This is a genomic window from Acidisoma sp. PAMC 29798 (assembly GCF_030252425.1).
Classification (GTDB): domain Bacteria; phylum Pseudomonadota; class Alphaproteobacteria; order Acetobacterales; family Acetobacteraceae; genus Acidisoma; species Acidisoma cladoniae.
Genome location: NZ_CP126994.1, coordinates 86,188 through 106,894, shown reverse-complemented (window position 1 = coordinate 106,894; position 20,707 = coordinate 86,188). Strand labels below are relative to the sequence as shown.

Annotated in this window: 19 protein-coding genes; 8 read left to right on the top strand and 11 right to left on the bottom strand. The window is 63.5% G+C overall.

Annotated features, from left to right (window positions below):
* Positions 1-9: 9 nt before the first annotated feature.
* Positions 10-1,281 carry an ABC transporter substrate-binding protein gene (locus tag QP803_RS00515; protein WP_284945734.1) on the bottom strand — a complete coding sequence of 424 codons (1,272 nt, stop codon included), beginning with the start codon at positions 1,279-1,281 and terminating at the stop codon, positions 10-12.
* Between the two features lie 164 nt (positions 1,282-1,445).
* Here QP803_RS00515 and QP803_RS00510 point away from each other — a divergent pair, with 164 nt between their 5' ends.
* Positions 1,446-2,480 (top strand): LacI family DNA-binding transcriptional regulator, encoded by a 1,035-nt coding sequence (locus QP803_RS00510; RefSeq protein WP_284945733.1) that lies wholly within the window; start codon positions 1,446-1,448, stop codon positions 2,478-2,480.
* 64 nt (positions 2,481-2,544) lie between these two features.
* Here the strand turns inward: QP803_RS00510 and QP803_RS00505 are convergent, their stop codons facing one another.
* The 6 genes from QP803_RS00505 to QP803_RS00480 all read right to left on the bottom strand — a co-directional run bounded on the left by QP803_RS00505 (position 2,545) and on the right by QP803_RS00480 (position 7,990).
* Entirely contained in the window at positions 2,545-3,027 is a 483-nt protein-coding gene (locus QP803_RS00505; protein ID WP_284945732.1) for a TspO/MBR family protein, read from the bottom strand.
* A gap of 21 nt (positions 3,028-3,048) precedes the next feature.
* Complete coding sequence (locus QP803_RS00500) at positions 3,049-3,693, bottom strand: cytochrome b561 domain-containing protein (protein ID WP_284945731.1); 645 nt, start codon at positions 3,691-3,693, stop codon at positions 3,049-3,051.
* 148 nt (positions 3,694-3,841) lie between these two features.
* Positions 3,842-4,630 carry an ABC transporter ATP-binding protein gene (locus QP803_RS00495; RefSeq protein ID WP_284945730.1) on the bottom strand — a complete coding sequence of 263 codons (789 nt, stop codon included), beginning with the start codon at positions 4,628-4,630 and terminating at the stop codon, positions 3,842-3,844.
* Positions 4,627-5,433: an ABC transporter permease gene (locus tag QP803_RS00490; RefSeq protein WP_284945729.1), complete on the bottom strand. Its 807-nt coding sequence runs from the start codon at positions 5,431-5,433 to the stop codon at positions 4,627-4,629. Before QP803_RS00490 ends, QP803_RS00495 begins: the two co-directional genes overlap by 4 nt.
* Positions 5,430-6,452, bottom strand: a complete 1,023-nt coding sequence (locus tag QP803_RS00485; protein ID WP_284945728.1) for an ABC transporter substrate-binding protein — start codon at positions 6,450-6,452, stop codon at positions 5,430-5,432. The genes QP803_RS00490 and QP803_RS00485 overlap by 4 nt, the downstream gene beginning before the upstream one ends.
* The gene (locus tag QP803_RS00480; RefSeq protein ID WP_284945727.1) at positions 6,449-7,990 is read right to left on the bottom strand and encodes an amidohydrolase family protein; all 1,542 of its coding nucleotides are present in this window, start codon (positions 7,988-7,990) and stop codon (positions 6,449-6,451) included. Before QP803_RS00480 ends, QP803_RS00485 begins: the two co-directional genes overlap by 4 nt.
* 766 nt (positions 7,991-8,756) lie before the next feature.
* Here QP803_RS00480 and QP803_RS00475 point away from each other — a divergent pair.
* Genes QP803_RS00475 through QP803_RS00460 form a run of 4 tightly spaced genes read left to right on the top strand, consistent with a single transcriptional unit; the run spans position 8,757 to position 13,234 of the window.
* Positions 8,757-9,776 carry a BMP family protein gene (locus QP803_RS00475; protein WP_284945726.1) on the top strand — a complete coding sequence of 340 codons (1,020 nt, stop codon included), beginning with the start codon at positions 8,757-8,759 and terminating at the stop codon, positions 9,774-9,776.
* Between the two features lie 34 nt (positions 9,777-9,810).
* On the top strand, positions 9,811-11,298 hold the full coding sequence (locus tag QP803_RS00470) for an ABC transporter ATP-binding protein (protein ID WP_284945725.1): 1,488 nt from the start codon (positions 9,811-9,813) through the stop codon (positions 11,296-11,298).
* On the top strand, positions 11,295-12,344 hold the full coding sequence (locus QP803_RS00465) for an ABC transporter permease (protein ID WP_284945724.1): 1,050 nt from the start codon (positions 11,295-11,297) through the stop codon (positions 12,342-12,344). The genes QP803_RS00470 and QP803_RS00465 overlap by 4 nt, the downstream gene beginning before the upstream one ends.
* Positions 12,341-13,234: an ABC transporter permease gene (locus QP803_RS00460; RefSeq protein WP_284945723.1), complete on the top strand. Its 894-nt coding sequence runs from the start codon at positions 12,341-12,343 to the stop codon at positions 13,232-13,234. The genes QP803_RS00465 and QP803_RS00460 overlap by 4 nt, the downstream gene beginning before the upstream one ends.
* Positions 13,235-13,249: 15 nt before the next feature.
* Here QP803_RS00460 and QP803_RS00455 read toward each other — a convergent pair whose 3' ends face one another.
* Both QP803_RS00455 and QP803_RS00450 read right to left on the bottom strand, forming a co-directional pair.
* Positions 13,250-14,482, bottom strand: coding sequence for an MFS transporter (locus QP803_RS00455; protein WP_284945722.1), 1,233 nt, complete (start codon positions 14,480-14,482; stop codon positions 13,250-13,252).
* A 116-nt stretch (positions 14,483-14,598) separates the two neighbouring features.
* Entirely contained in the window at positions 14,599-15,411 is an 813-nt protein-coding gene (locus QP803_RS00450; protein ID WP_284945721.1) for a GntR family transcriptional regulator, read from the bottom strand.
* 317 nt (positions 15,412-15,728) lie between these two features.
* Here QP803_RS00450 and QP803_RS00445 point away from each other — a divergent pair, with 317 nt between their 5' ends.
* From QP803_RS00445 to QP803_RS00435, 3 genes are read left to right on the top strand one after another with little or no spacing between them, the layout of a single operon-like run.
* Positions 15,729-16,847, top strand: coding sequence for a sugar ABC transporter substrate-binding protein (locus tag QP803_RS00445; RefSeq protein ID WP_284945720.1), 1,119 nt, complete (start codon positions 15,729-15,731; stop codon positions 16,845-16,847).
* Positions 16,847-18,439, top strand: a complete 1,593-nt coding sequence (locus tag QP803_RS00440) for a sugar ABC transporter ATP-binding protein (RefSeq protein WP_284945719.1) — start codon at positions 16,847-16,849, stop codon at positions 18,437-18,439. The genes QP803_RS00445 and QP803_RS00440 overlap by 1 nt, the downstream gene beginning before the upstream one ends.
* The gene (locus tag QP803_RS00435; protein WP_284945718.1) at positions 18,436-19,461 is read left to right on the top strand and encodes an ABC transporter permease; all 1,026 of its coding nucleotides are present in this window, start codon (positions 18,436-18,438) and stop codon (positions 19,459-19,461) included. Before QP803_RS00440 ends, QP803_RS00435 begins: the two co-directional genes overlap by 4 nt.
* Here QP803_RS00435 and QP803_RS00430 read toward each other — a convergent pair.
* Together QP803_RS00430 and QP803_RS00425 are read right to left on the bottom strand one after the other, a co-directional pair.
* Positions 19,454-19,639: a hypothetical protein gene (locus QP803_RS00430; RefSeq protein ID WP_284945717.1), complete on the bottom strand. Its 186-nt coding sequence runs from the start codon at positions 19,637-19,639 to the stop codon at positions 19,454-19,456. The two genes, QP803_RS00435 and QP803_RS00430, sit on opposite strands and share 8 nt — an antisense overlap.
* Before the next feature lie 6 nt (positions 19,640-19,645).
* Positions 19,646-20,704, bottom strand: coding sequence for an amidase (locus QP803_RS00425; protein WP_284945716.1), 1,059 nt, complete (start codon positions 20,702-20,704; stop codon positions 19,646-19,648).
* Positions 20,705-20,707 lie beyond the last annotated feature (3 nt).

The window sequence follows — 20,707 nt, the reverse complement described above, 5'->3', positions numbered from 1 at the left end:
CGCCTTCCGTTAGTCATCCGCGTCCTTGATGGCCGCTGCAAACTTCTCGATGAATTGGTCCGAGGTCATGGTCGGGGAAGACCAGAAGCGCGTCACGACATCAGTAAGCGATCCCATGAGATCCGCAGACAGCACCATCTCCGGCCCCGCAAGCTGATTGCCCGGCACCTTCAGTGCCTCATAACCCTTGCGGGCGCAGGGATCGAGCTTCGTGGAGTCGATGTCGAGGCGTGCGGGCACGCCACCCTTGGCATTGTTGAAGGCGAGTTGTGCGTCCTTCGACATAGCGACCTTCGCCAGCAAGTCCTGCGCGGCGATACGGTCGGCGCCCTTGCCCTTGGGCATGATGAGAACGTCTGTGCTCATCATGAAGTAATGGTCGTTGGCGCCGAGGCCGAGATAGCAGCCGTAATCCTGCCCTTCCTTCATATGGGCGACCGTGAACTCGCCCTTGGCGAAATCGCCCATGAACTGCACGCCGCCGGTGCCCTTGATGAGCATGGCAGTGGCATCGTTCCAATTCCGATTGGGCGAGCCGGCATCAACATAAGCGCGCATCTTGCCGAAGGTATCGACAGCATCCTTGAAGGCGGCGCTGTTCACGGCATCGATCTTCTTGTCACGGAAGACGGCGTTATAGAGATCCGGCCCTTCTTTGCTCAGCAGCACCGTGTAGAAGGCGCCGAACTCCTGCCAATCTTGGCCACCCCAGGCAATGGGGGTGATGCCAGCGGCCTTGAGCTTGTCCATCGCGGGAAAGAACGCGTCCCAGGTCGTCGGGACCGCGACGCCCGCCTTTTTGAAAGCGGCCGAGGAGGTATACATCCAGGTCTCGCCATGATCGTCGATCGGCACACCGTAGTAATGGCCGTCGCGGGAGATCGAGGCGCCGAGTGCCGGCGGCAGGACTTTCGTCCAGTCCTGCTCGGCGGCGACGCCATCGATGGTGTTCAAAAGCCCACGCTCAGCCAGATCGTCAAATTGCTTGCCGCCGTTGAATTGCAGCGCGGTTGGCGGGTTTCCGCCCGCGGCAGCCGATTGTGCTGCGGCCACGCCTTGGTCGAAGCCCGCGATCGTCACGTTCTGCCAGTCACCGCCCGCCGCGTTGACCTTCGCGACCAACTCCCGCAGGGCGGCGGTTTCGCTGCTGGAAGTGAACCAATCCATCACCTCGATCTTGATCGGCGCCGCGGCATGGGCGGTTGTGGCAGGTCCGATCGGTAAAGCCGCAAGACCGAGCAGGAAGGTGGCGCCCATGAGGGCGCAGCGAACATGACGCATAGACAGGTTCCCATTCCAGTTGACGTTCATCGGAGGCAGGCGAAAGCGCGCGTGGGTTGCTCCCACTGCATGGCGGACATACTATGTAATCGATTACATTCGTCAAGCCTTTCATGACGGGCGTATGACATGGGCCGTGAAGGCCCATCGGAGTGAGGGAAGAGATGACAAGCAAGACGGCCCCTCGGATGAAGGAGGTCGCGGAAAAGGCTGGCGTTTCCACAGCGACGGTGAGCCGCGTTCTGTCCACGCCGGAGCGGGTCTCCACCGATGTTCGTGCGCGCGTCATGAGTGCCATCGAGGCGCTGGACTACACGCGGAACATGGCCGCCCGCAGCCTGCGGCGCAGCGATACCGGCATGGTGCTGGTTCTGGTGCCCGACATCGGCAACCCCTTCTACTCCAAGCTGCTGAAGGGGATCGACGATCAGGCCCGCCTCAGCGGTCTCTCGCTCCTCATCGGGGACGCCGGCCCAGCGAATACGCGGCTGGCGGATTTTCGGCACAAGCTGGACGGGCGCCGTGCGGACGGGATAATCCTGTTAAACGGGCAACTGCCTGAATTTCCGCGTTACAACGGCAGCCAGCCGATGCCGATCGTCATCGCCTCGGAACTCATCGAGGGTGTCGAACTATCGACCGTGAGCGTCGATAATCGCGACGCGTCTCGGATCGCGACACGCCATCTTCTGGATCTCGGCCATCGCCGGATTGCCCATATCACTGGCCCAAGCGTCATGTCCTACCACGACTACACGACAGAGGAACGTCTGGCGGGATACGAGGAGGAGATGATGTCAGCGGGCGTAAGGCCCATGCTCGTCCATACCAAATTCACGATGGATGGCGGCCGTGAGGCGATCGATTTGATGATTTCCGATCCTCGAAAGTTCCCGATGCCAACAGCCATTTTCGTGACGAATGATGAAATGGCCGTCGGCGCGATTGCCGGCCTACGAGCGGCCGGCCTTCGCGTACCCCAAGACGTTTCGATCATCGGCTTCGACGACATCGAGGTCGCAGGCTTCTATGACCCGCCGCTGACGACGATCGGCCAGCCGCGCTACGAGATGGGCCAGGTCGCGATGCAGCTTCTGGAGGAACGCCTGCGCGATCCTCATGGGCCCGTGCGCCACGTTTCGTTGCCCACAACCCTCATCGTTCGTAACAGTACGCGGCAAGTGGGAATGGAACGATAATGTCCCCATTCCTGTCTACCCATTTGCACGCGATGCCGTTTCATCCACATGCTTGCGCGGCATATTATCGGTTTCGTCTCCACACCTCTTCCTGAAGGAACGAGGCAAAGACCACCCAAGCCGCAAGCGGTGCGCTCGCAATCGCGGCTTTGCGGTCAACCGCCTCCGCTGTGGCAACAAGGCCAACCGACGTGACGATCATCCCTGCGGTCACGCCCAATGCCTCATCCAACCGTTTGCGGCCAAAGAGCACCCAGGAGAAGCCGCCGACGCCGAGGATGCTTAATCCCCAAAAGCCAAGTGCTGCATTGCGACTTGGCGACGCGCGTTGAACCAGGAGTCGCGAGCCCCCATACCAGAGGAGTCCGTCGATGATCGTCCAGGCTGCTGCGAAGACAGGACCCGGCGGTGTCAACGGCGACTTGCGAAGCCGCGCGTACCAGGCGGCCGTTCTCGGATGCGCGGGGGTGGGGCCGAACCTACCGCCTGCAACCGCCGCAGCGGCAACGGCGGAGCCGGCAAGGAGTATCGCTGTGCTATTCCGCATGTTCTTTCCTCATTCTTCAACCTATGGACGATCACGGCGATTGCCGGGATGCGTGGGATCTGGACCCCATATGGCCTGATAGGTGCCGATCCGCCTCGACATGCGAAGGAGAACGGCGAAGAGGCCGGCCTGGAGTGCCAGGAGCCCGATGAAAAGCCATGACAGCCCCAGCGGCCAGTTCAGGAGTTGCAGGCCGAGGAGCACCGTCACGAGGGCGATGCCGACCGAGATCCACCCGAAGGTCTTGTGCCACTCCTCAAACATCTGCCGCCGCCGCGTCATATCATAGTGGTCCCCCCGCCATGTCTCAGGCCGCGCCGGGTCTGCACCCATGTCGCTTGGGCCACCCTTGCTGCCGCGAAACCAGGTGCTGACGATCTGCATCAGCACGAGGAAAAGCACGACCAGTCCCGCTTGGACATGCAACATCTCGAGAGGCACGCGGCCGGTTGCACGATAAGCGATCAAGACGCCAACCAGCATCATCGCCGCGCCGCTATATTGGAGGGCGCGATGCACCCTCCACCAGAAAAGGTTGTCGATGACATGCGGCCAATTCTGCCGCCACGTCACCTTGCAAAAACGCGCAACCATGGCGCCGGCTGGCAGCAAGATCACCCAGGCGACAATCATCACGATGGCGTGGATCAAGAAGAGATTGGCCACCTACAACTCCCCGGCTGAGCGGCACGCTAGACCGTCTCGATGCCCGTCTCGACGCGCGTCGTCAACGGAGGATGCCACAGAGGCCGCACCATCTGGCTCGTGCGGATGACTTGCATCCCCGCGGGAAAGCAACGTTGGAAGCGTCCTTTTACGTGTGCTCCGTCCCGAGCGTCGCGCGGACCTTATGCAGGATATCGGTCTTCATGCGGAAGAAGGGCTCGCTGTCACGCAGCGCAAGCGTGCGCTCCGCACCCAAGCCCGCATTGACATCGATATCATCCAGAATACGTGCCGGACGCCGCGAAAAGACGATGATTCGGTCTGCGAGGAACACGGCTTCCTCGACATCATGGGTGACGAAGATGACGGTTTTCGCCTCCTCACTCTGGATGCGACGCAGCTCGACCTGAAGCTGCTCGCGCCGCTGCGCATCCAGCGCGCCGAACGGCTCATCCATCAGCAGAACCTCCGACCCGGCCGCCAAAGTTCGGGCGATCGCCACGCGCTGGCGCATACCCCCCGAGATGCGATTGGGGAACGCATTCGCAAACTCGGCAAGGCCGACGAGATCAAGATAATGCTGAGTGCGGCGCTTCTTTTCCTCGGTCGTCAGATCCGGCCGATAGCGCATGCCGAACGCGACGTTCTGCCCCACTGTCAGCCATGGGAAGGAGGAATAGGATTGGAACACCATGCCGCGCCGCTGGTCCGGCGCACCAACCGCCTCGCCTTCCAGCCGGATGACGCCGGAGCTCGGCTGATCCAATCCGCCAGACATGCGCATCAGGGTGGTCTTGCCGCAGCCGGAAGGGCCGAGGAACACAACAAACTGACCGCGCGGAATAACGAGGGTGACCGGCGGATCTACCACCGGCAAGTCGCCGAAGCGCTTCGTCACCTGGTCAAAAACGAGATATTCGCTGGTGCGGACACTCACGCGTCGCTGCTCCGCAAATAGCGGAACAACCGGCGATGCAGAGCGCGCATGGCCTGGTCACTGCAAAGCCCGATCAGCCCGATGACGAAGACGCCGGCCATGACCTGATCCGTCTGCATATAGCGCCGCGCTGTCCAGATAACATAGCCGAGGCCACTATCCGCCGCGACGATTTCTGCGATGATGAGATAGGTCCAGCACCAGCCGAGGGTAATGCGCAAATGATCGATGAGGCTTGGCAACATGGAGCGCCAAGCGACATCAATCAAAATCTGCCACGGGCGCGCGCCGAGGGTGCGGGCGATCTCGACGTATTCATGGGGGACCTGGTTCGCGTCATCGACGACGAGAAGCACGAGTTGAAAAAAGGTGCCGAGCCACAGGAGAAAGATCTTTGTCTCCTCACCGATGCCGAACCAGATGATGCTGATCGGAACCAGCGCCGGGGTCGGAAGGTAGCGGATGAAATCGATGATCGGTTCGAGCGCGGCATTGACCGGCTTGTAGCTGCTCATCAACATGCCGATGGGGATGGCCATGACGGCCGATAGCGCAAAGGCTGCGAGGATGCGCCCGATCGAAATCAGCGCATTGCCGACGATCTGCCCCGCGACCGTCATCGCCCAGAGCGTACTGGCGATGGCGATCGGGGATGGCAGGAAGGTCGGGTCCAGCATCCCGCACCACGACGACGCTTGCCAGACGAGCAGCACGAAAGCGCTGCTACCGAGCGAAACCGACAGGTTCGCGCGGCGGCTGAGCGTGCCCCGAAAGGCGAAGGCGTCGTGGAGCGGCTTTCTCACTTCAGGTCAGCGTCCGTGATGGAAGCGAGGACGGCGTCATCGAAGGACGGCTTCGCCGCGAGCGTGTGATCTGAAGCGCCGTTGGCGAGATTCAGCTTCATCAGCGTGTCGAAGACGCCGTAGATCGGGCCGGGCGTTGCCGCCGTGCCGAAATATTTCTGCGCCATCGTCAGCGTCGTATAGGTCAGGCTGCCGTCGATGCTAGCCTGGAAGTCTTTCGGCGACAGGTTGAAGTGCGGCGCCGACAGTTTGATGAAGTCGGCGGGATTCGTGGTGTAATAAGCGATGGCCTTGTAGACCCCGATGAGGAAGTTCTTGTAGGCGGCCGGGTCGGCCGCAAGAGCCTTCTGATTGACGATGATGGCGTCGATGATGGTGCCGGGATAGCTTGCTGACGAGACCAGGATATGGGCGCCGCGCTTGGCGTCGATTTTGACCGCCTGATCCATGAAGGGCTGGAAGGTGCCGATGGCGGCCACACTGGGATCCGCAAAGACGGACAGCGCGTCCGAGCCCGCAACTTGCTTGATCTTGAGATCGCTGTAGCTCAGGCCGGCCTTGCTCAGTTCCAGCTGCAACAGGAGATAGGCGGGGATGTCTGTCTCCATCGCCACCACTTTCCCCTTGAGGTCGGCGACCGTCTTGATGCTGCCATCGGCCACCACACCGTCCCCGCCATCGGACTCATCGATCGTTCCGATCATCACACCGGGCGTTGCAGGCGTGCGCGGGCGGCGCTGATAGTCGTCCACCGTGCGCATATCCACGTCGATGTCTCCGCGCTCGATGCCGGCCAGGGCGTCGGACTGCTCGTCATCGACCTTGACCGTGACCTTCAAGCCGAGCGCCTTGAAGTAGCCGAGGTCGCTCGCGACGAAGACCGGCGCGAAGCCCGACCAGTTGTTGCAGATAACGCGGATGGTCTTGTCGGCCGCATGGGCGGGACCGCCGAAGGTCATCAGACCGGCAGCGATCAGGGATGTGGCACCGGCAAGCATTGAGGTGAAACGACGGGTCATGCGGCAGAACTCCTCGAAGGGGATGAAGGGTGTTTCGGAACGCCAACGCGGGACGCCGTGGGATCGGCATCGCCGACCCAACGGTTCATCCCGACATCATGGGTGAGCATCTTTCGATACATGGCGCGGTAGTGCGGCAGCCATTCGGCGGCATCCCGCATCAAGGCGTCCCGTTGCGGGGTGGCTGTGGCCATGATGGCGCGTGCCTCACTGCGAAGTGCTGCCTCGTCGATGGTGAGAAGCCTGCCGCCCTGCATCACGACCTGCCCGGCCACCATCGTCATCACAACAGCGCGGCCCGCGTCGCAGTAGATCAACTGCCGCGCGACATCGTTGAGCGGCGTAAAGGGCAGGCTGTCGAGATCGAGCATGACGAGATCGGCCTGATAGCCGACGGCGATTTTGCCCAGCCGGTCGGACTGGCGCATGGCTGCGGCACCCCCGGCAAAGAGGCATCGGAGAATCTCCCCCGCGACAGGCCAGCTGTCTGGATCGGGATCCCCAATGGTATGGACCAGGGCAGCCGTTTTCGCGACAGACCACATGTTCACCGCGTCATCTGCGATGATCTCATCCGAACCCAGACCGATGGGAACGCCAGCCTGCGCAAGACGCCGGAAGGGCATGATGCCGCTGCCGAGGCGCAGATTGCTGATCGGGTTGTGGATCACCTGTGCGCCGGATGTGGCGATAAGCGCGATGTCCGCATCATCGATCCAGACAGCATGAATGACGTTCATGCGGTCCGACAACAAGCCAAGGTCATGGACATAGCGAACCAAGGAACGGCCATCGAGACAGACCTCCCCGAAGACGCGTTGGAGCCGCGTCTCCAGGATATGAATGTAGAAGGGCAGATCATGTCGGCGGCTCAACGCATCCAGCGCAGTCAGATAGTCGGTGGAGACGCGCTGCGGCGCAGAACAGGACACGGCGGCGCGCAGGCGGCCTTCTGCCGCGCCATGCCATGTCTCGAGTAGATAATCGTAATGCCGCAGAAGGTCTTGCGTGGCCATCGGCGCGGGTGCGCGTAGCCTGCGCTGTAGATCAGGCGGCACGAGGTCTGCCAGGAAGGGGAGTTTCGCCGCTTCGGGAAGGTTTGGCTGATCAAGCGCGACCGTCGCGCGAATGCCAATGTCGCGATAGGCGCTCATTACGGCATCAATTTCGTCGCGTGTGGGCGCGGGAAGAAAGAAGGCATCATCTTGCACGGAGGTGACGCCGAGCTTCAGCATCTCGGCCGCACCCAGCAGCGTGCGGATATAGGCGGCACGCGGCGGAACGGCCGCCTCGGGCGTGCTGGGAACTTCATAGAGCATGAACAACTCAAGCGGCAGGCTGTCGAGCGCGCCTTTGAGAAAGTTCACCGGCGAATGGAAATGCGCATTGATCAGACCTGGCAAAACCAGATGACCGGAGGCATCGATCCGCAGATCCGCATCCGTGACCCGGTCGGATAGATCCGGCCCGATAGCGGTGATGACGCCATTTTCGATCAGGATGTCTGCACAAGCCCATTCCGGCTGTGGCGGATCCATTGTCAGAATCCGTCCGCGCGAAATCAGGCTTCGCCTTGACGTGTCATCCTTCGATTGAGCCGGACGCGATCGCACCGGCCCAACACGGTCGTCGCTCATCGCGATCACCATTTGCTGGACGGGCACGCCAACCCGAGATCCTCTCAATAGGGCGGAGAGGAGCGCTTGGTCTAACGAACGGTCACTAACGTGGATCGCGCACCCTGTGCAAGCCTAGAAATAAGGCTCAAGAGAGGAAAAATGCGCGATGGACGACACTTTGCCTAATTTATACGCAGGCCGCTGAAAGGCGGCCAACACAGAGTCCAAGACGGGAGGAGTGTTCAGAGCTTTGAAACGAAGCCCGCCGCAGCTTGTAGCGCGGCAGATGGCATGACCACTTGCCGCAAGACGCCATCATATTTGCCAATTTCGATACTAGGTGCGCGGCTGGTGCATTTATAGGCTTTCTGGTCACGAAACGCGCAATCCCGCTCGTCTTGACAACTTGCGTGCAGCCACCGTCACTGGCGCCGCGCAAGGAGCCCATCGCGATGAACGACTTCCAGATCTTTAAGACCCGTGGCTTCGCTCTGCAATGACGTTGCGCGCATCCCCAACGCAGTATGACGCGCGATTCTTTCCATCTGGGGCCACATGACGATCTGGAACGACACAGACCGTGCCTTCATCGATGCGGGCCTCTGCGCGCTGATCGAAGGCTCGGCGTGACATCTGCGGCAAGCGTTATGCATGCACAAGCCATTCAAAACCAGAGGACCAATCGATGACGAAGACATGCCTTGCCCGTCGCTGGCGCGTTCTGGCGGCCAGCGCCGCTATTCTCGCGGGTGGGGCCTTCGCCACTTCGGCGAACGCCGCCGATAAAGCCGCCATCCTTCTGCCGGGCAGTATCAACGATCAGAGCTGGAATGCCCTCGGCTATGCGATCGTCAAAAGCCTGGAGCCGCGCGGCTTCAAGACCGCCTATTCGGAAAATGTTGCGGACGCCGATGAGGCCGATGCGCTGCGTGACTACGCGAGCCAAGGATACACCATCGTGCTCGGCCATTCTGGACGTTTCGTCTCGGCCATGGATGAGGTCGCACCGGATTTCCCGAAGGTCCAGTTCATCGCCGTCAGCGGCAATGAAGGCCAGGCGCCGAACGTGATGTCGATCGACTGGAACAATGCCCAGTTCGGTTGCCAACTCGGCGTGCTCGCCGCCCGCATGAGCAAGACCCATAAGGTCGCCGGCGTCTATGGCCTGCAGGGCGTACCCAACATCACCGCCCAGGCTGGCGGCTTCCGCATCTGTGCCACCAAGGCCGGAGCCAAGGTCACCATCATCTACATCAAGGACATGGAGGATTCCGCCGAAGCCAAGGAAGCCGCCCTCTCCCTGATCGACCAGGGCGCCGACGTCATCACGGGCAAGCTCAACGCGGCCGAAGCCGGTCTCGTCCAGGCCGCCAAGGAGCGTCATGTCTATGTCACCGGCCGCGGCTTCGACCAGACCAAGATCGCGCCCGATCTGGTGCTGACCAATATTCTCGAGGATTGGCCTGCGATGATCGGCAACGTCGCCGATCAGGTGAAGGCCGGGAAGCTTCTGGGGAGCTTCGTGCAATACGGCTACAACACCGCCCCGGTGACGGGCGCCACCTTCGGCTACACGGCCGGTGCCGCCTTCAATCCGGCGGTTCCGGCTGCGGTCGTGACGGAGGTCGAGGCGATGGGCAAGGATTTCGCATCCGGCACGCTCACGGTCGTGCCGACCGATCACGACGCCCGCCCCGGCAGCTGACACGCCAGAGACAGACGGGCACGATCACGGACCAATGACGGCCCTTCTGGAGATGCGCGGCATCGTGCGCTGCTACGGCACGGTCCGCGCCAATGATGGCATCGATCTCGACGTCCATGCCGGCGAGATCGTGGGCCTGCTGGGGGAGAACGGCTCCGGCAAAAGCACGCTGATGAAAGTGCTCTTCGGCATGACACCGCCGGACGGCGGCGGCATCGTGTTTCGCGGCAGCGAGCTTTCGGGTCATCGTCCGCGTGAGGCGATGGCCGCCGGAATGGCGATGATCCATCAACATTTTATGCTGATCGAGGCCATGACGGTGGTCGAGAACGTCATGCTGGGTTGGGAGGAGGCGGGATGGCGCCTCGATCGAAGCGCCATGGCCGAGCGTATCCGCGACGCCAGCCGCCGGTTCGGCTTGTCGCTCGATCCTTTCGCGCGCGTCGCGGACCTTCCGCTCGGTCGTCGTCAACGCATCGAAATCCTGAAAGCCGTTCTGCGCCGGGCTGAGTTGCTGATCCTGGATGAGCCGACGTCGAACCTCGCACCGTCCGAGGTCGGCGAATTGCTCGGCATCCTTCGCAGTCTGCGCCGCGAAGGGAAGGGCATCGTCTTCATCACCCATAAGTTGCCGGAGGTTCTGGAGGTCTGCGACACGGTGGTCGTGCTGCGGGCCGGACGGGTGTCGGGCCGCGCACCCGTCGCCGGCGCGAACCGGGCGCAGCTCGCCGAAATGATGGTGGGTCGTGATGTCTCCGCGCCGCAGCTCCTGGCCCCTTCGCCGCCCGGTCGCACACGGCTCGCCATCACGGCGCTGCGCGGTGCGGCGCTCGGCCCGGTGGATCTCGCCATCCGCGGCGGCGAAATCCTGGGCATCGCCGGCGTCGACGGCAACGGCCAACTCGAACTCGCCGAGACCTTGGCCGGCATGCGCCGCGCCGCCGCAGGCTCCATAAGCCTCGACGGTCGCGACATGACGCGCGCCTCCGTCGCCGCGCGCATGCGGGCCGGCCTCGCCTATATGCCCGCCGATCGTGCGAGCACGGCGCTGGTGCGCAGCATGACCATCACCGACAATTTGCGTCTGCGGGACAGCAAAGCTCCGCCCTATGCCCGCCACGGCTTCCTCGCCGGTCGCGCCGCCGTCGCCCAAGCGCGGACCCTCATGCAGCGCTTCGACATCCGCGCGCCCTCGCCCGCGACCATCGCGGGGCGGCTTTCCGGCGGCAATCAGCAGAAGATCGTCATCGCCCGTGAACTGGATAGAAATCCCGCCGTGCTGATCGCCCACCAGCCGACCTGGGGGCTGGATCCTGGCGCCACGCATTTCGTGTTGGAGCGCATGATCGCGCTTCGCGACGCGGGCGCCGCCGTCCTCTACATCTCCTCGGAACTGGAGGAGGTGCTGTCGATCAGCGACCGCATCGCCGTCCTCGCCGGCGGCACCGTCGCCGGCATCATGCCCCGCACGGCGATCGACATGGCGCAACTCGGCCTCTGGATGTCGGGGCGCGCGGCATGAGCGACAGCGCCGTCTCGCCGCGCGCGTCGCGCTACGGCCTCCGCCTGCGGACGGACGGAATTTTCCTGCGCATCCTCGCCGCGATCGGCCTGTCCATGGTTTGCGCCGCCCTGCTGGTCGCCGTGGCCGGCCACAACCCGCTCACCGCATTCCAGGCCATGGTCATGGGCGCACTTGGATCGCCGTACCAGATCGGTGTCGTGCTGAACCGCACCTCGCCCTATCTTCTGGCCGGGGCCGGGGTTGCCCTCTGCTTCCGCGCGGGCGTCATCAATATCGGCGCGGACGGCCAGATCGCGCTGGGCGGCATCGGCGCCACGGCGACGGTTCTGGCATGGCCGGGACCCCCGACGGCCATCACCGCCATTGCCGCCCTGATCGGCGCAGCCCTGTGCGGCGCCCTCTGGTCCGGCATCGCCACCGCCATCAATCTCGGCCGCCGCGTGAATGAGGTGCTGGTCACGCTGCTCCTTAACTTCGTGGCCCTCCTCCTCGTGCAGCTCCTCCTGTCCGGTCCGCTCGGCCAGCGGGGCGCAGGCTTCCTGCAATCGCCGCCGATGCCGCGCGCCGTTTGGCTTTGGCGCGTGCCGGGGTTCTATTTCCACTCCGGCATCCTGATCGGCGTCATCGCCGCCATCACCCTCTCCGTCCTGCTCTGGAAGACGCCCTTCGGCTTCGCGGTCCGGGTCACCGGCCGCTCGCGCCCCGCCGCCGCCTATGCCGGTTTTTCCGTGGCTGGGGTGACCTGGGGAGTCATGCTCACCGCAGGCGCCCTGGCCGGCCTTGGCGGCGGGGTGGAAGTGCTCGGCCTGCATCACCGCCTGATCGAAGGCTTCTCCACCGGCTTTGGCTTCAAGGCGGTCACCGTGGCGCTGCTCGGCGCGCTGGAACCCGCCGCTGTCATTCCCGCCGCCCTCTTTGTCGGGCTGTTGGAAACGGGCGCGCTGGCCATGCAACGGCAGATCGGCGTGCCCTCTGCCCTGGTCGTCGTCATTGAGGGCATCACGATGCTGTTCATCCTGACCGCCACGGTGCGCCGCGCATGATCGATTTCCTCGCCGCCGCGATCCGCATCGCGACGCCGCTGGTCTTCGCGGCCTTGGGCGGCATTTTGTCCGAACGGGCCGGGGTCTTCGCCGTCGGTCTCGAAGGCATGATGCTGATGGGCGCCTTCGCGGCCGTCATGGGCGCCTGGGCTGCGGGAAGCGCCGTCGTGGGGCTGCTGCTCGCCGTTCTAGGCGGCGGCGCAATGGGCCTGACCGTTGCCATCGTCACCGTGCGCTGTCGTGCCGACAATATGGTGACGGGCCTCACTGCCAATATCCTCGCCCTTGGATTGACCACCTACCTGCTGCACGTTCTGGCCGGCAGCGTGGCCATTGATGTCACCCCGCTGGGCGCCTTGCCCATTCCCGGCCTTGCGCGCATTCCCGTCCTCGGTCCCTTGCTCTTCTCGCAGCCGCCGCTCACCTATTTGGCCGTCGCCGGCTGCGCCGCCTTGTCGTTCCTCCTGTATCGCACACAGACCGGCCTGATGCTGCGCGCGACGGGCGAGAATCCGGAGGCGGTCTTCGTGGCCGGCGCCAACCCCCTGCGCCTGCGGATGGTCGCCGTCATCTGCTGCGGCGCCATCGCCGGCCTCGGCGGTGCTGTGCTCTCGCTCCAGCAAGTTGGCACCTTCACGGATGGCATGACGGGCGGTCGCGGCTACCTTGCCCTCGCCTCCCTCATTGTCGGCCGCTGGAACCCCTGGGGGGCCGCCGCCGCATGCCTCGTCTTCGGTGCGGCTGAGGCGCTGGAGTTTCGGCTACAAAGCTTTGGCATCCCGCTCAGCTCCTACGTCGTGCAGATGATGCCTTATCTCATCGCCATCGCCGTGCTGGCCGGCCTCGGCCGTTCCACGAAACTCCCTGCCGCCATCGGCAAGCCCTTGTAGGACTGTCGGATTCTCTTAAGTCGCGGCGCGCCTATAGGCCCAGATGGCGAGGATCGCGCCCAAGGCGGCCGGAATACTGAACCACGCAAACGTCTCGGAATAGCTGCCGAGATGGGCATAGATGAGTGCGAAAACCGAAGGGCCGATCACGACACCGATGAAGGTGTAGACCATGACATCGCCTGTCATGGTGCCGGACCCGCTGGCGGCATTCAGTGAACTCAGACGGGCGGTTTCGGCCAGCATGACGCCGTTCCAGCCCACGGCACAGGCGCCCAATGCGCAGAGGACGCCGACCTCCACCATGATCGGCATCATGCCGCTCCAGAGCAGCAAGATGCAGCAGAGGCCCGTCACCAACCCCAGCATGCACAGGACCAGAAACCCCGCCTGCAGCACATCGGCGACGATCCCCCACAATACCCGTCCGCCTGCACCGAACACCTGGACGATCGCGGCGACACTGCCCGCTTGCACGGCCGTCCAACCAAGGTCGGTGACCAGCATCGTGATGGTGAAGGCCGAGACGCACAGTTGGATGGCCGAGTAGAAGAAACCGAGAAATGAGATTGCGAGGAGGCCGGGCTTGGACCAGATCAGAGCCTGGCCCGCCCAGATCGCCCGGCCGCCAATCGGCGTCTCGGGCTTGCGGTCATCATCCCACCATTCTCGCAGGACGCCGAAGAGCATGGCGAGCAGCAGGCACGGGATGGCGCTCAATGCCAGGGCGGCCCTGAAGCCGAAGGCTGCCGTGAGCTGGGGATCGACCAGAGCCGCGAGCACGCCGCCGGCCGGCACGCCTGCCTGCTTGACCGAAAAAATGATGTTGCGCAGCCGCGCCGGCGTCTGTCTGTGCAGCATATGCGACGAGCAGGGGTTGTTGAACGCGTATCCGATGCCGATCAAAACCGATCCGACGATCATGACCGGGAGAAGTCCCGTCGCGAGGCCAAGCATTCCGCCGGCGGCGCATAGCAGCGCGATCTGGTTCAACCGTGCCGCGCCCCAGCGTTTCACAAGGCTGCCGGCGATGGCGGAGGCGAAGATACCCGCGAAGTATATCAGGCTGACCTGGTAGCCGATCCAGTAGGTGTGGATCGACAATTTCGCCGCGACGACCGGCGAGATCGTCGCAAGCCCAAGCACCGTGGATGTGGCGAGAACCTGGGATGCGGTGCAAACGCACAGCGTCACCGCAAGGCTGGGTGGCCGCTCAAGCGCATGAGCCAATGCCGACGGTGCGCTCATCCCCGGCACCATCGATAGCGGCACGAAAGCGTGACCGCGGACCCCACCTGCCTGTCCATATGTACGGACTTAATCCAAGATTGCCACGCTCGCAAGCATGCCTGGGCAGGCCGCCGTCAGTCGCGCGAAATGGCGACGGAGTAGAAAAACCGATCGGACGGCAGCGTATTGACCGACACCATGATGAGGCGGCGGCCCGTGCTGAAATAACGCCGCGTGATCTCAAGCGCCGTGCTGCCGGGCACACTGCCGAGCTGCTTGGCCATGGCGGGAGTGAGAACGGTTGCCCTGATCTCCTGAAGGATCTCGATGAAGGTCTCACCCGACTGTTGTTCCACCAATCGAAACAGGGCCGGACGAAGAAGTTTGGGGATTTTGAGACGCGGCGCGATCCGACCGTCGATATAGACGTTGATCCAGGACAGGGGCAGGTTCTCGCCATCCACCCGGCGCGTGCTGGACAGATGAAGCCAGCGGTGATTTGCGCGACATCCGAGCTGCGCCGCGAGCGCCCCCCTGACGGCGACCATCTTGGACGACTGGAAGGACATTTCCGTGCCCTCGACGATTTCCACCAGATCGGTCTCGGACAGAGCGGAATAGCTGAAGCGCCGCGGCGGCTGCTTGGAATCGACGCGCGTTCCAACGCCCTTGCGCGCGCTCAGCAGCCCCTGCTGCCGAAGTTGCCCAATCGCCTGACGCACGGTCTGGCGGCTGACGCCATACTGGGCCGCAAGTTCGACTTCGGTCGGAAGCAGGGTTCCAACCTTATGCGTATTATCCTGGATCGCGCCGAGCAGGGTGTGGGCCAATTGAAGATACCGTGGCGTGGCGGACCGAGGGTCCGATTGCGGCGGTAGATCGGACTGGTCGATAGCAAGCAGGCCCTTGACGCTTCCGCGCGACGGACCCCTCGCTTTCGTGGCCATTTCCGAGCCGCTCCTGTTCTTGTTGTTACAACCCGTCAGCCGCTCTCTTCGCATGGACAGGTCCTCCAAGGAAGCCGTTCGGCACGCCTTCGCGACCGCTGCTCAGCGTCTGGGCAGACCATTCCAGCCCTGCCGGAATGTACGCCAGTAATCCAAGGTTGTCCGTACTTATGCTCGATTCACGAGCGGGCCTCTTGGCACGGAAGCTGCAAGACTCACTCTGCTAGTCTGGAGATGCCAAGGTTTCCGCGGCGCTGCTCTCGCTCCCCGGCCTCGCTTTCCTATTCCAGGCACATCTCACTATGGAGGAGGTCACGTTGCGCAGGTTCATTCTCGCTTCGGCAGCCGTCATCGGCAGTCTCGCTCTCACCGTCGTGGGTCAACGTGCGAACGCCGCAACACCGGATCTTGCGCATGCGCAAGCGATCATCGACGCGCATTCGCAGATGCCGGCATTCACGCCGCCCGGGCCGCCCTTCGACGCCCGCAAGTGCATGGCCGGAAAAAGCCTGCTGTCCATACCGACATCGAGCGCGATCCCCTTCGTGGATGGCATCGAAAGCTCAATGGGCACCGTCGCCAAGCAAGTCGGCTTCAAGTTCTCGCAATGGAAGAACCAGGGCCGGCCGACCCAGTGGGTGCAAGGCATGGCCTTCGGCACGGACAACAAGTTCACCGGCATCGACCTGATGGGCGGCATCATCCCGAATGCGCTCGCCCCACAGGTGGCGGCCGCCAACAAGGCCGGCGTAAAGGTCTTTGCGACCCATTACTCCGACACGACGCAGCCGGTCGATCCCGCCGTTGCGGTCACGCTCCGGATCCCGTTCCACGAAGTGGGCGAGATCATCGCCAACTGGATCACGCTGAAGTCCGGCGGGAAGGCCAATGTCCTGATCGTCGGTTCCAGCGACATCCTACCGAGCAAGCCCTATGCGGACATGCTCGGCAAGACGCTCGACACCGTGTGCGGACCCGGCTGCAAGCATCGCTATGTCACGGTAACGGTTGCCGACTGGTCGACCAAGATCCAGACGACCGTGCAGTCGTCGCTGATCGCAGACCCGACCATCAACTACATCGTTCCGCTCTATGACAGCATGTCGCAGTTCGTGATCCCGGCCCTGACCATCACCGGCCATCGTAAGGACGTGAAGATCGCCACCTTCAACGGCACGCCCTTCATCATCGACATGGTGCGTCGCGGCGATGTGGAGATGGATGTGGGCGAAAGCCTCGGCTGGATCGCCCGCTCCATCCTGGACGGTGAGATGCGGAATATGTGCGGCCTGCCGTCGATCGGACAGACGCTCTATGTGCCGCTCTATATCTTCAGCGGCGCGAACGCCAAGGATGCCGGCATTCCGGCGAACTTCGACCAGGGCTACGGCGACAAGCACGTGGCGGGCTACGAGGCGCTCTGGGGGATGCATTAGTGAGCGCGGTCGCTCGCCGCTATCCCGGTGAAGCGCCCGCACTCGCTGTCACCCATCTGTCGAAGCGCTTCGGCACCTCGACAGTACTGAACGACGTGGCGCTTGAGGTCATGCCTGGGGAGGTCCATGGCCTCCTCGGCCAGAACGGTTCGGGCAAGTCGACCCTCATCAAGATACTGGCCGGGTTTCATGACCCCGAGCCAGGCGCCGAGCTGATTATGTATGGTGAGAGCGTTCCCTTACCCATGGCGCCAGGGGCCGCCCGCAAGCTCGGCATCGCCTTCGTTCATCAGCATCTGGGCCTGGTGCCGACGCTCAGCGTGCTGGAAAACCTGCTGATTGGCGACATCGCAAGCCAATCCCGCTGGCGGATCGACTGGCGGCGGGAGGAGGCGAAGGCCCGCGAAACCTTCGCGCGCTTCGGGCTCACCATCGACCCCACCAGCCGGATCGCCGATCTGCCCCAGGTCGAACGCGCCCTGGTCGCCATCGTTCGCGCTTTCGAGGATATCCGCACCGCCTCTAGCCGGGGTCGCGGTGTGCTGATCCTGGATGAGCCGACACCCTTCTTGCCGAAGGTCGGCGTCGACAAGCTCTTCGATCTGGTCCGCACGATCGTTCGGGAGGGCGCCGCTGTCATTTTCGTCTCCCATGACATCGACGAGATTCGGGAGATCACCGATCGCGCCACGGTATTGCGGGATGGCAATCTGGCCGGCACCCTCACGTCCCGCGGAGCGACGGCGGAGGCGTTCGTGGAACTCATCATAGGCCGCCGCGTCAGCCTGTATCGAACGGCGGTGAAGGATCTGGCGAAGGTGCCTGTCGCCGTTTCGGCCCGCAATGTCGCGGGCAAAATCCTGCGCGACGTTTCCTTCGACATCCGACGCGGTGAGATCCTGGGCCTCACCGGCCTGATCGGCTCCGGCTTCGACGAATTGCCCTATACGCTGTATGGCGCGCAGCCGGCACGGGCCGGTACCATCTTGATCGACGGCGAGACGCGGCCGCTCGCGAAGATGTCGCCGCCGGCGGCCTTGCAGGCCAGGCTGGCGCTTCTACCCTCCGACCGTCTCGGCGCTGCCGGGGTCGGCAATCTCACCATCGCCGAGAATATGCTCCTCCCGGTGTTGCAGGATTTCGTGCGCTGGTTCCGTCTGGACTGGTCTGAAATGACCGACCGCGCGACCCAGCTCGGCCGGCAGTATGACGTGCGGCCGAACCGACCCCTGCAGGCGCTGTCATCGCTCAGCGGCGGCAACGCGCAGAAGGTACTGATGGCGAAATGGCTGCAGACCTCGCCACGGCTGCTCATGCTGGACGAGCCGACCCAAGGCGTCGATGTCGGTGCGCGTCAGCAGCTTTTTGCGGCCCTGGATCATGCGGCGGCGGACGGCACGTCGATCATGGTCGCCAGCACGGACTATGAGCAGCTCGCGCAGATCTGCGACCGGGTGCTCATCTTCGCGCGCGGCCAGATCGTCGAAACGCTTGAAGGCGCCGCAATCAGCAAAGACGCCATTGCCGAACGCTGCCTGCTCAGCGTCGGCGCCAATGCCTTTTCCAGACTTCCGGAGGTGGTCGCGGCATGAGCCAAATACCCGAGCAGGTGGGTACCGATACCCACGTCTCCCCGGCCGGATCGGCCGCCCGCACGTTCAACCTGGCGGGCGTCGCGGAATCCTTCGCCCTGCTGGCGGCGACCATCGCCCTGGCGGCGCTCTTCGGTGTGCTGGTGCCGCATGCCTTTCTGTCATGGGCGAATATCTCGACCATGCTCGGTTCGCAGGCCGTTCTGGTGGTTTTGAGTCTCGCCCTCATCATTCCACTGACAGCGGGGGACTTCGATCTTTCGATCGCCTCGATGCTGACACTGTCATCGATGCTCATTGCCGTCCTGAATGCGCAGCTCGGCTGGTCGATCTATGCGGCGATGGCCGTTGCCCTCGTCACGGGGGCCGTGGTCGGCGTGATCAATGCCGGATTCATCCTGTATTTTCGCATCCCCTCGCTGATCGTGACCTTGGGCACGGGCACCTTCATCAGCGGCGTGGTGCTCTGGATCAGTGATTCCAACACCATCAGCGGTATCGATAATGGCCTGGTGTCCTGGGTGGTCGTGCGGCGCCTGTTCGGCATCCCGTTGGCCTTCTACTACGCGCTCATCCTCTGCGTCGCGATCTGGTATTTCCTAGGCTATACCACGGCGGGACGGCGCCTGCTGTTCGTCGGCCGCAGCCGTGAGGTTGCGAGGCTTTCTGGCATCCGGGTCGATCGGGTGCGCCTGCTTTGCCTCATCGCATCGGGTGTGATCAGCGCCGCGACGGGAATCCTGTATGCCGGAACGATCGGCGCGGCGGACCCCCTGTCCGGCACCACCTTCCTGCTGCCCGCCTTCGCCGCCGCCTTCCTGGGGGCGACGAGTATCACGCCCGGCCGCTTCAATGCCTGGGGCACGTTGATCGCGGTCTATTTCCTCGTCATCGGCATTACGGGCCTGACGATGCTCGGCATCCAGACCTTCGTGCAAAACCTGTTCTACGGCGGTGCTCTGGTCCTGGCCGTTGCGCTTTCGCAGCTTGTGCGCAAGCGGGAGCCGCAGGAATTCACCTGAGCGCCACACCGTGCAGCACAAAGACATGCGCCGGTTCCAGCGTCTTCGCCAGCCCGCGCGGCAGCCGGTCCGCGGTCGCGCGGGCGATGGCCGCAATTTCCTCGTAACGGGTCGCCTGCGCGGGCGATAAGCCCGGCGGCAAAGACGGGATCAGCCGCGTCGTCTGGGTTTCTGCCATCCCAGCCTATCCCTTCAAAACCGGAAACGCCGTGCGCCAGGGCGTCGCGGTTTCGTAAGCGAAAGCGGCGCGCAGCAACGCCGCCTCCCCGAACCATTGCCCGACGAGCTGGATATTGGTCGGCAGCCCCTCCGCATCGAAGCCGCTGCAGAGCGAGATGGCAGGATGGCCGCTAATGCTGAAGGGCGTCATCGCCGTATCCGCCGTATAGGCCGCCACCTTTGACGGATCATCCAACGGCGGCGCGACATGGAAGGCACCCGGCAGCAGCAACAGATCAACCTCCGCCATCAGCGCCGCATTGGCCTCGGTCAAAACACGGCGGTCGCGCAGCGCGGCGATATAATCCACCGCCGGCAGGCTGAGGCCCGCCATCATCTTGTCCCGCAGCGCCTGCCCCATCATGGCACCGCGCTCGCAAAAATCCGCCTCATGAATCGCGAAGGATTCCGCCCAGTTGATGACCGAGGCCGCCAAGCGGTAGCGGATGAAGGACGCCGGCATCGCGACCGTCTTCACCACGGCGCCGGCTGCAACGAAGACCTCGGCGGCCTGAACCAGATTGGCCAGAATGGCCGCGTCCGGATGCACTCCGTCGCAGTCACCGTCAGCAATGAGGCCAATCGTCATGCCGGCCACGCCATCCGCCAGATGCGTCATATAGTCGTCGGCCTGGCCGGCCGACACGGGATCCAGCGGATCCGGTCCGGCGATCGCCTGCAGAATTGCCGCGCAGTCCCAAACGTTCCAGCACAGCGGCCCGACCGTATCGAAAGCCCAGCAGTTCGGCAGCATCCCGTAGCGGCTCACCAATCCGAAGGTCGGCTTCAGCCCCTGCAGCCCGCATGCCGCTGCGGGCAACCGCACCGAGCCGCCGGTATCGCTGCCGATTGCGAAGATCGCCGTGCGCGCCTCTTCCGCCATCACGAGAATATAGCTCGTGATCTGTGAGTCGATTGCCGTGATCCGCGCAAGATAGGCGTCCACCAGGGCGACGGGCGACACCGACCGCTGCCGCACGGCCTCGGACGCCTCCCGCAGCGTCAAGCCCAAGAGATCGGTCACGGT

Coding starts and splice junctions, on each gene's coding strand:
- QP803_RS00515 (WP_284945734.1), bottom strand. CDS start 1,281: ATGCGTCATGTTCGCTGCGCCCTCATGGGCGCCACCTTCCTGCTCGGT.
- QP803_RS00470 (WP_284945725.1), top strand. CDS start 9,811: ATGACGGCCCTTCTGGAGATGCGCGGCATCGTGCGCTGCTACGGCACG.
- QP803_RS00465 (WP_284945724.1), top strand. CDS start 11,295: ATGAGCGACAGCGCCGTCTCGCCGCGCGCGTCGCGCTACGGCCTCCGC.
- QP803_RS00460 (WP_284945723.1), top strand. CDS start 12,341: ATGATCGATTTCCTCGCCGCCGCGATCCGCATCGCGACGCCGCTGGTC.
- QP803_RS00435 (WP_284945718.1), top strand. CDS start 18,436: ATGAGCCAAATACCCGAGCAGGTGGGTACCGATACCCACGTCTCCCCG.
- QP803_RS00505 (WP_284945732.1), bottom strand. CDS start 3,027: ATGCGGAATAGCACAGCGATACTCCTTGCCGGCTCCGCCGTTGCCGCT.
- QP803_RS00450 (WP_284945721.1), bottom strand. CDS start 15,411: ATGGCCACGAAAGCGAGGGGTCCGTCGCGCGGAAGCGTCAAGGGCCTG.
- QP803_RS00510 (WP_284945733.1), top strand. CDS start 1,446: ATGACAAGCAAGACGGCCCCTCGGATGAAGGAGGTCGCGGAAAAGGCT.
- QP803_RS00455 (WP_284945722.1), bottom strand. CDS start 14,482: ATGAGCGCACCGTCGGCATTGGCTCATGCGCTTGAGCGGCCACCCAGC.
- QP803_RS00430 (WP_284945717.1), bottom strand. CDS start 19,639: ATGGCAGAAACCCAGACGACGCGGCTGATCCCGTCTTTGCCGCCGGGC.
- QP803_RS00485 (WP_284945728.1), bottom strand. CDS start 6,452: ATGACCCGTCGTTTCACCTCAATGCTTGCCGGTGCCACATCCCTGATC.
- QP803_RS00475 (WP_284945726.1), top strand. CDS start 8,757: ATGACGAAGACATGCCTTGCCCGTCGCTGGCGCGTTCTGGCGGCCAGC.
- QP803_RS00480 (WP_284945727.1), bottom strand. CDS start 7,990: ATGGATCCGCCACAGCCGGAATGGGCTTGTGCAGACATCCTGATCGAA.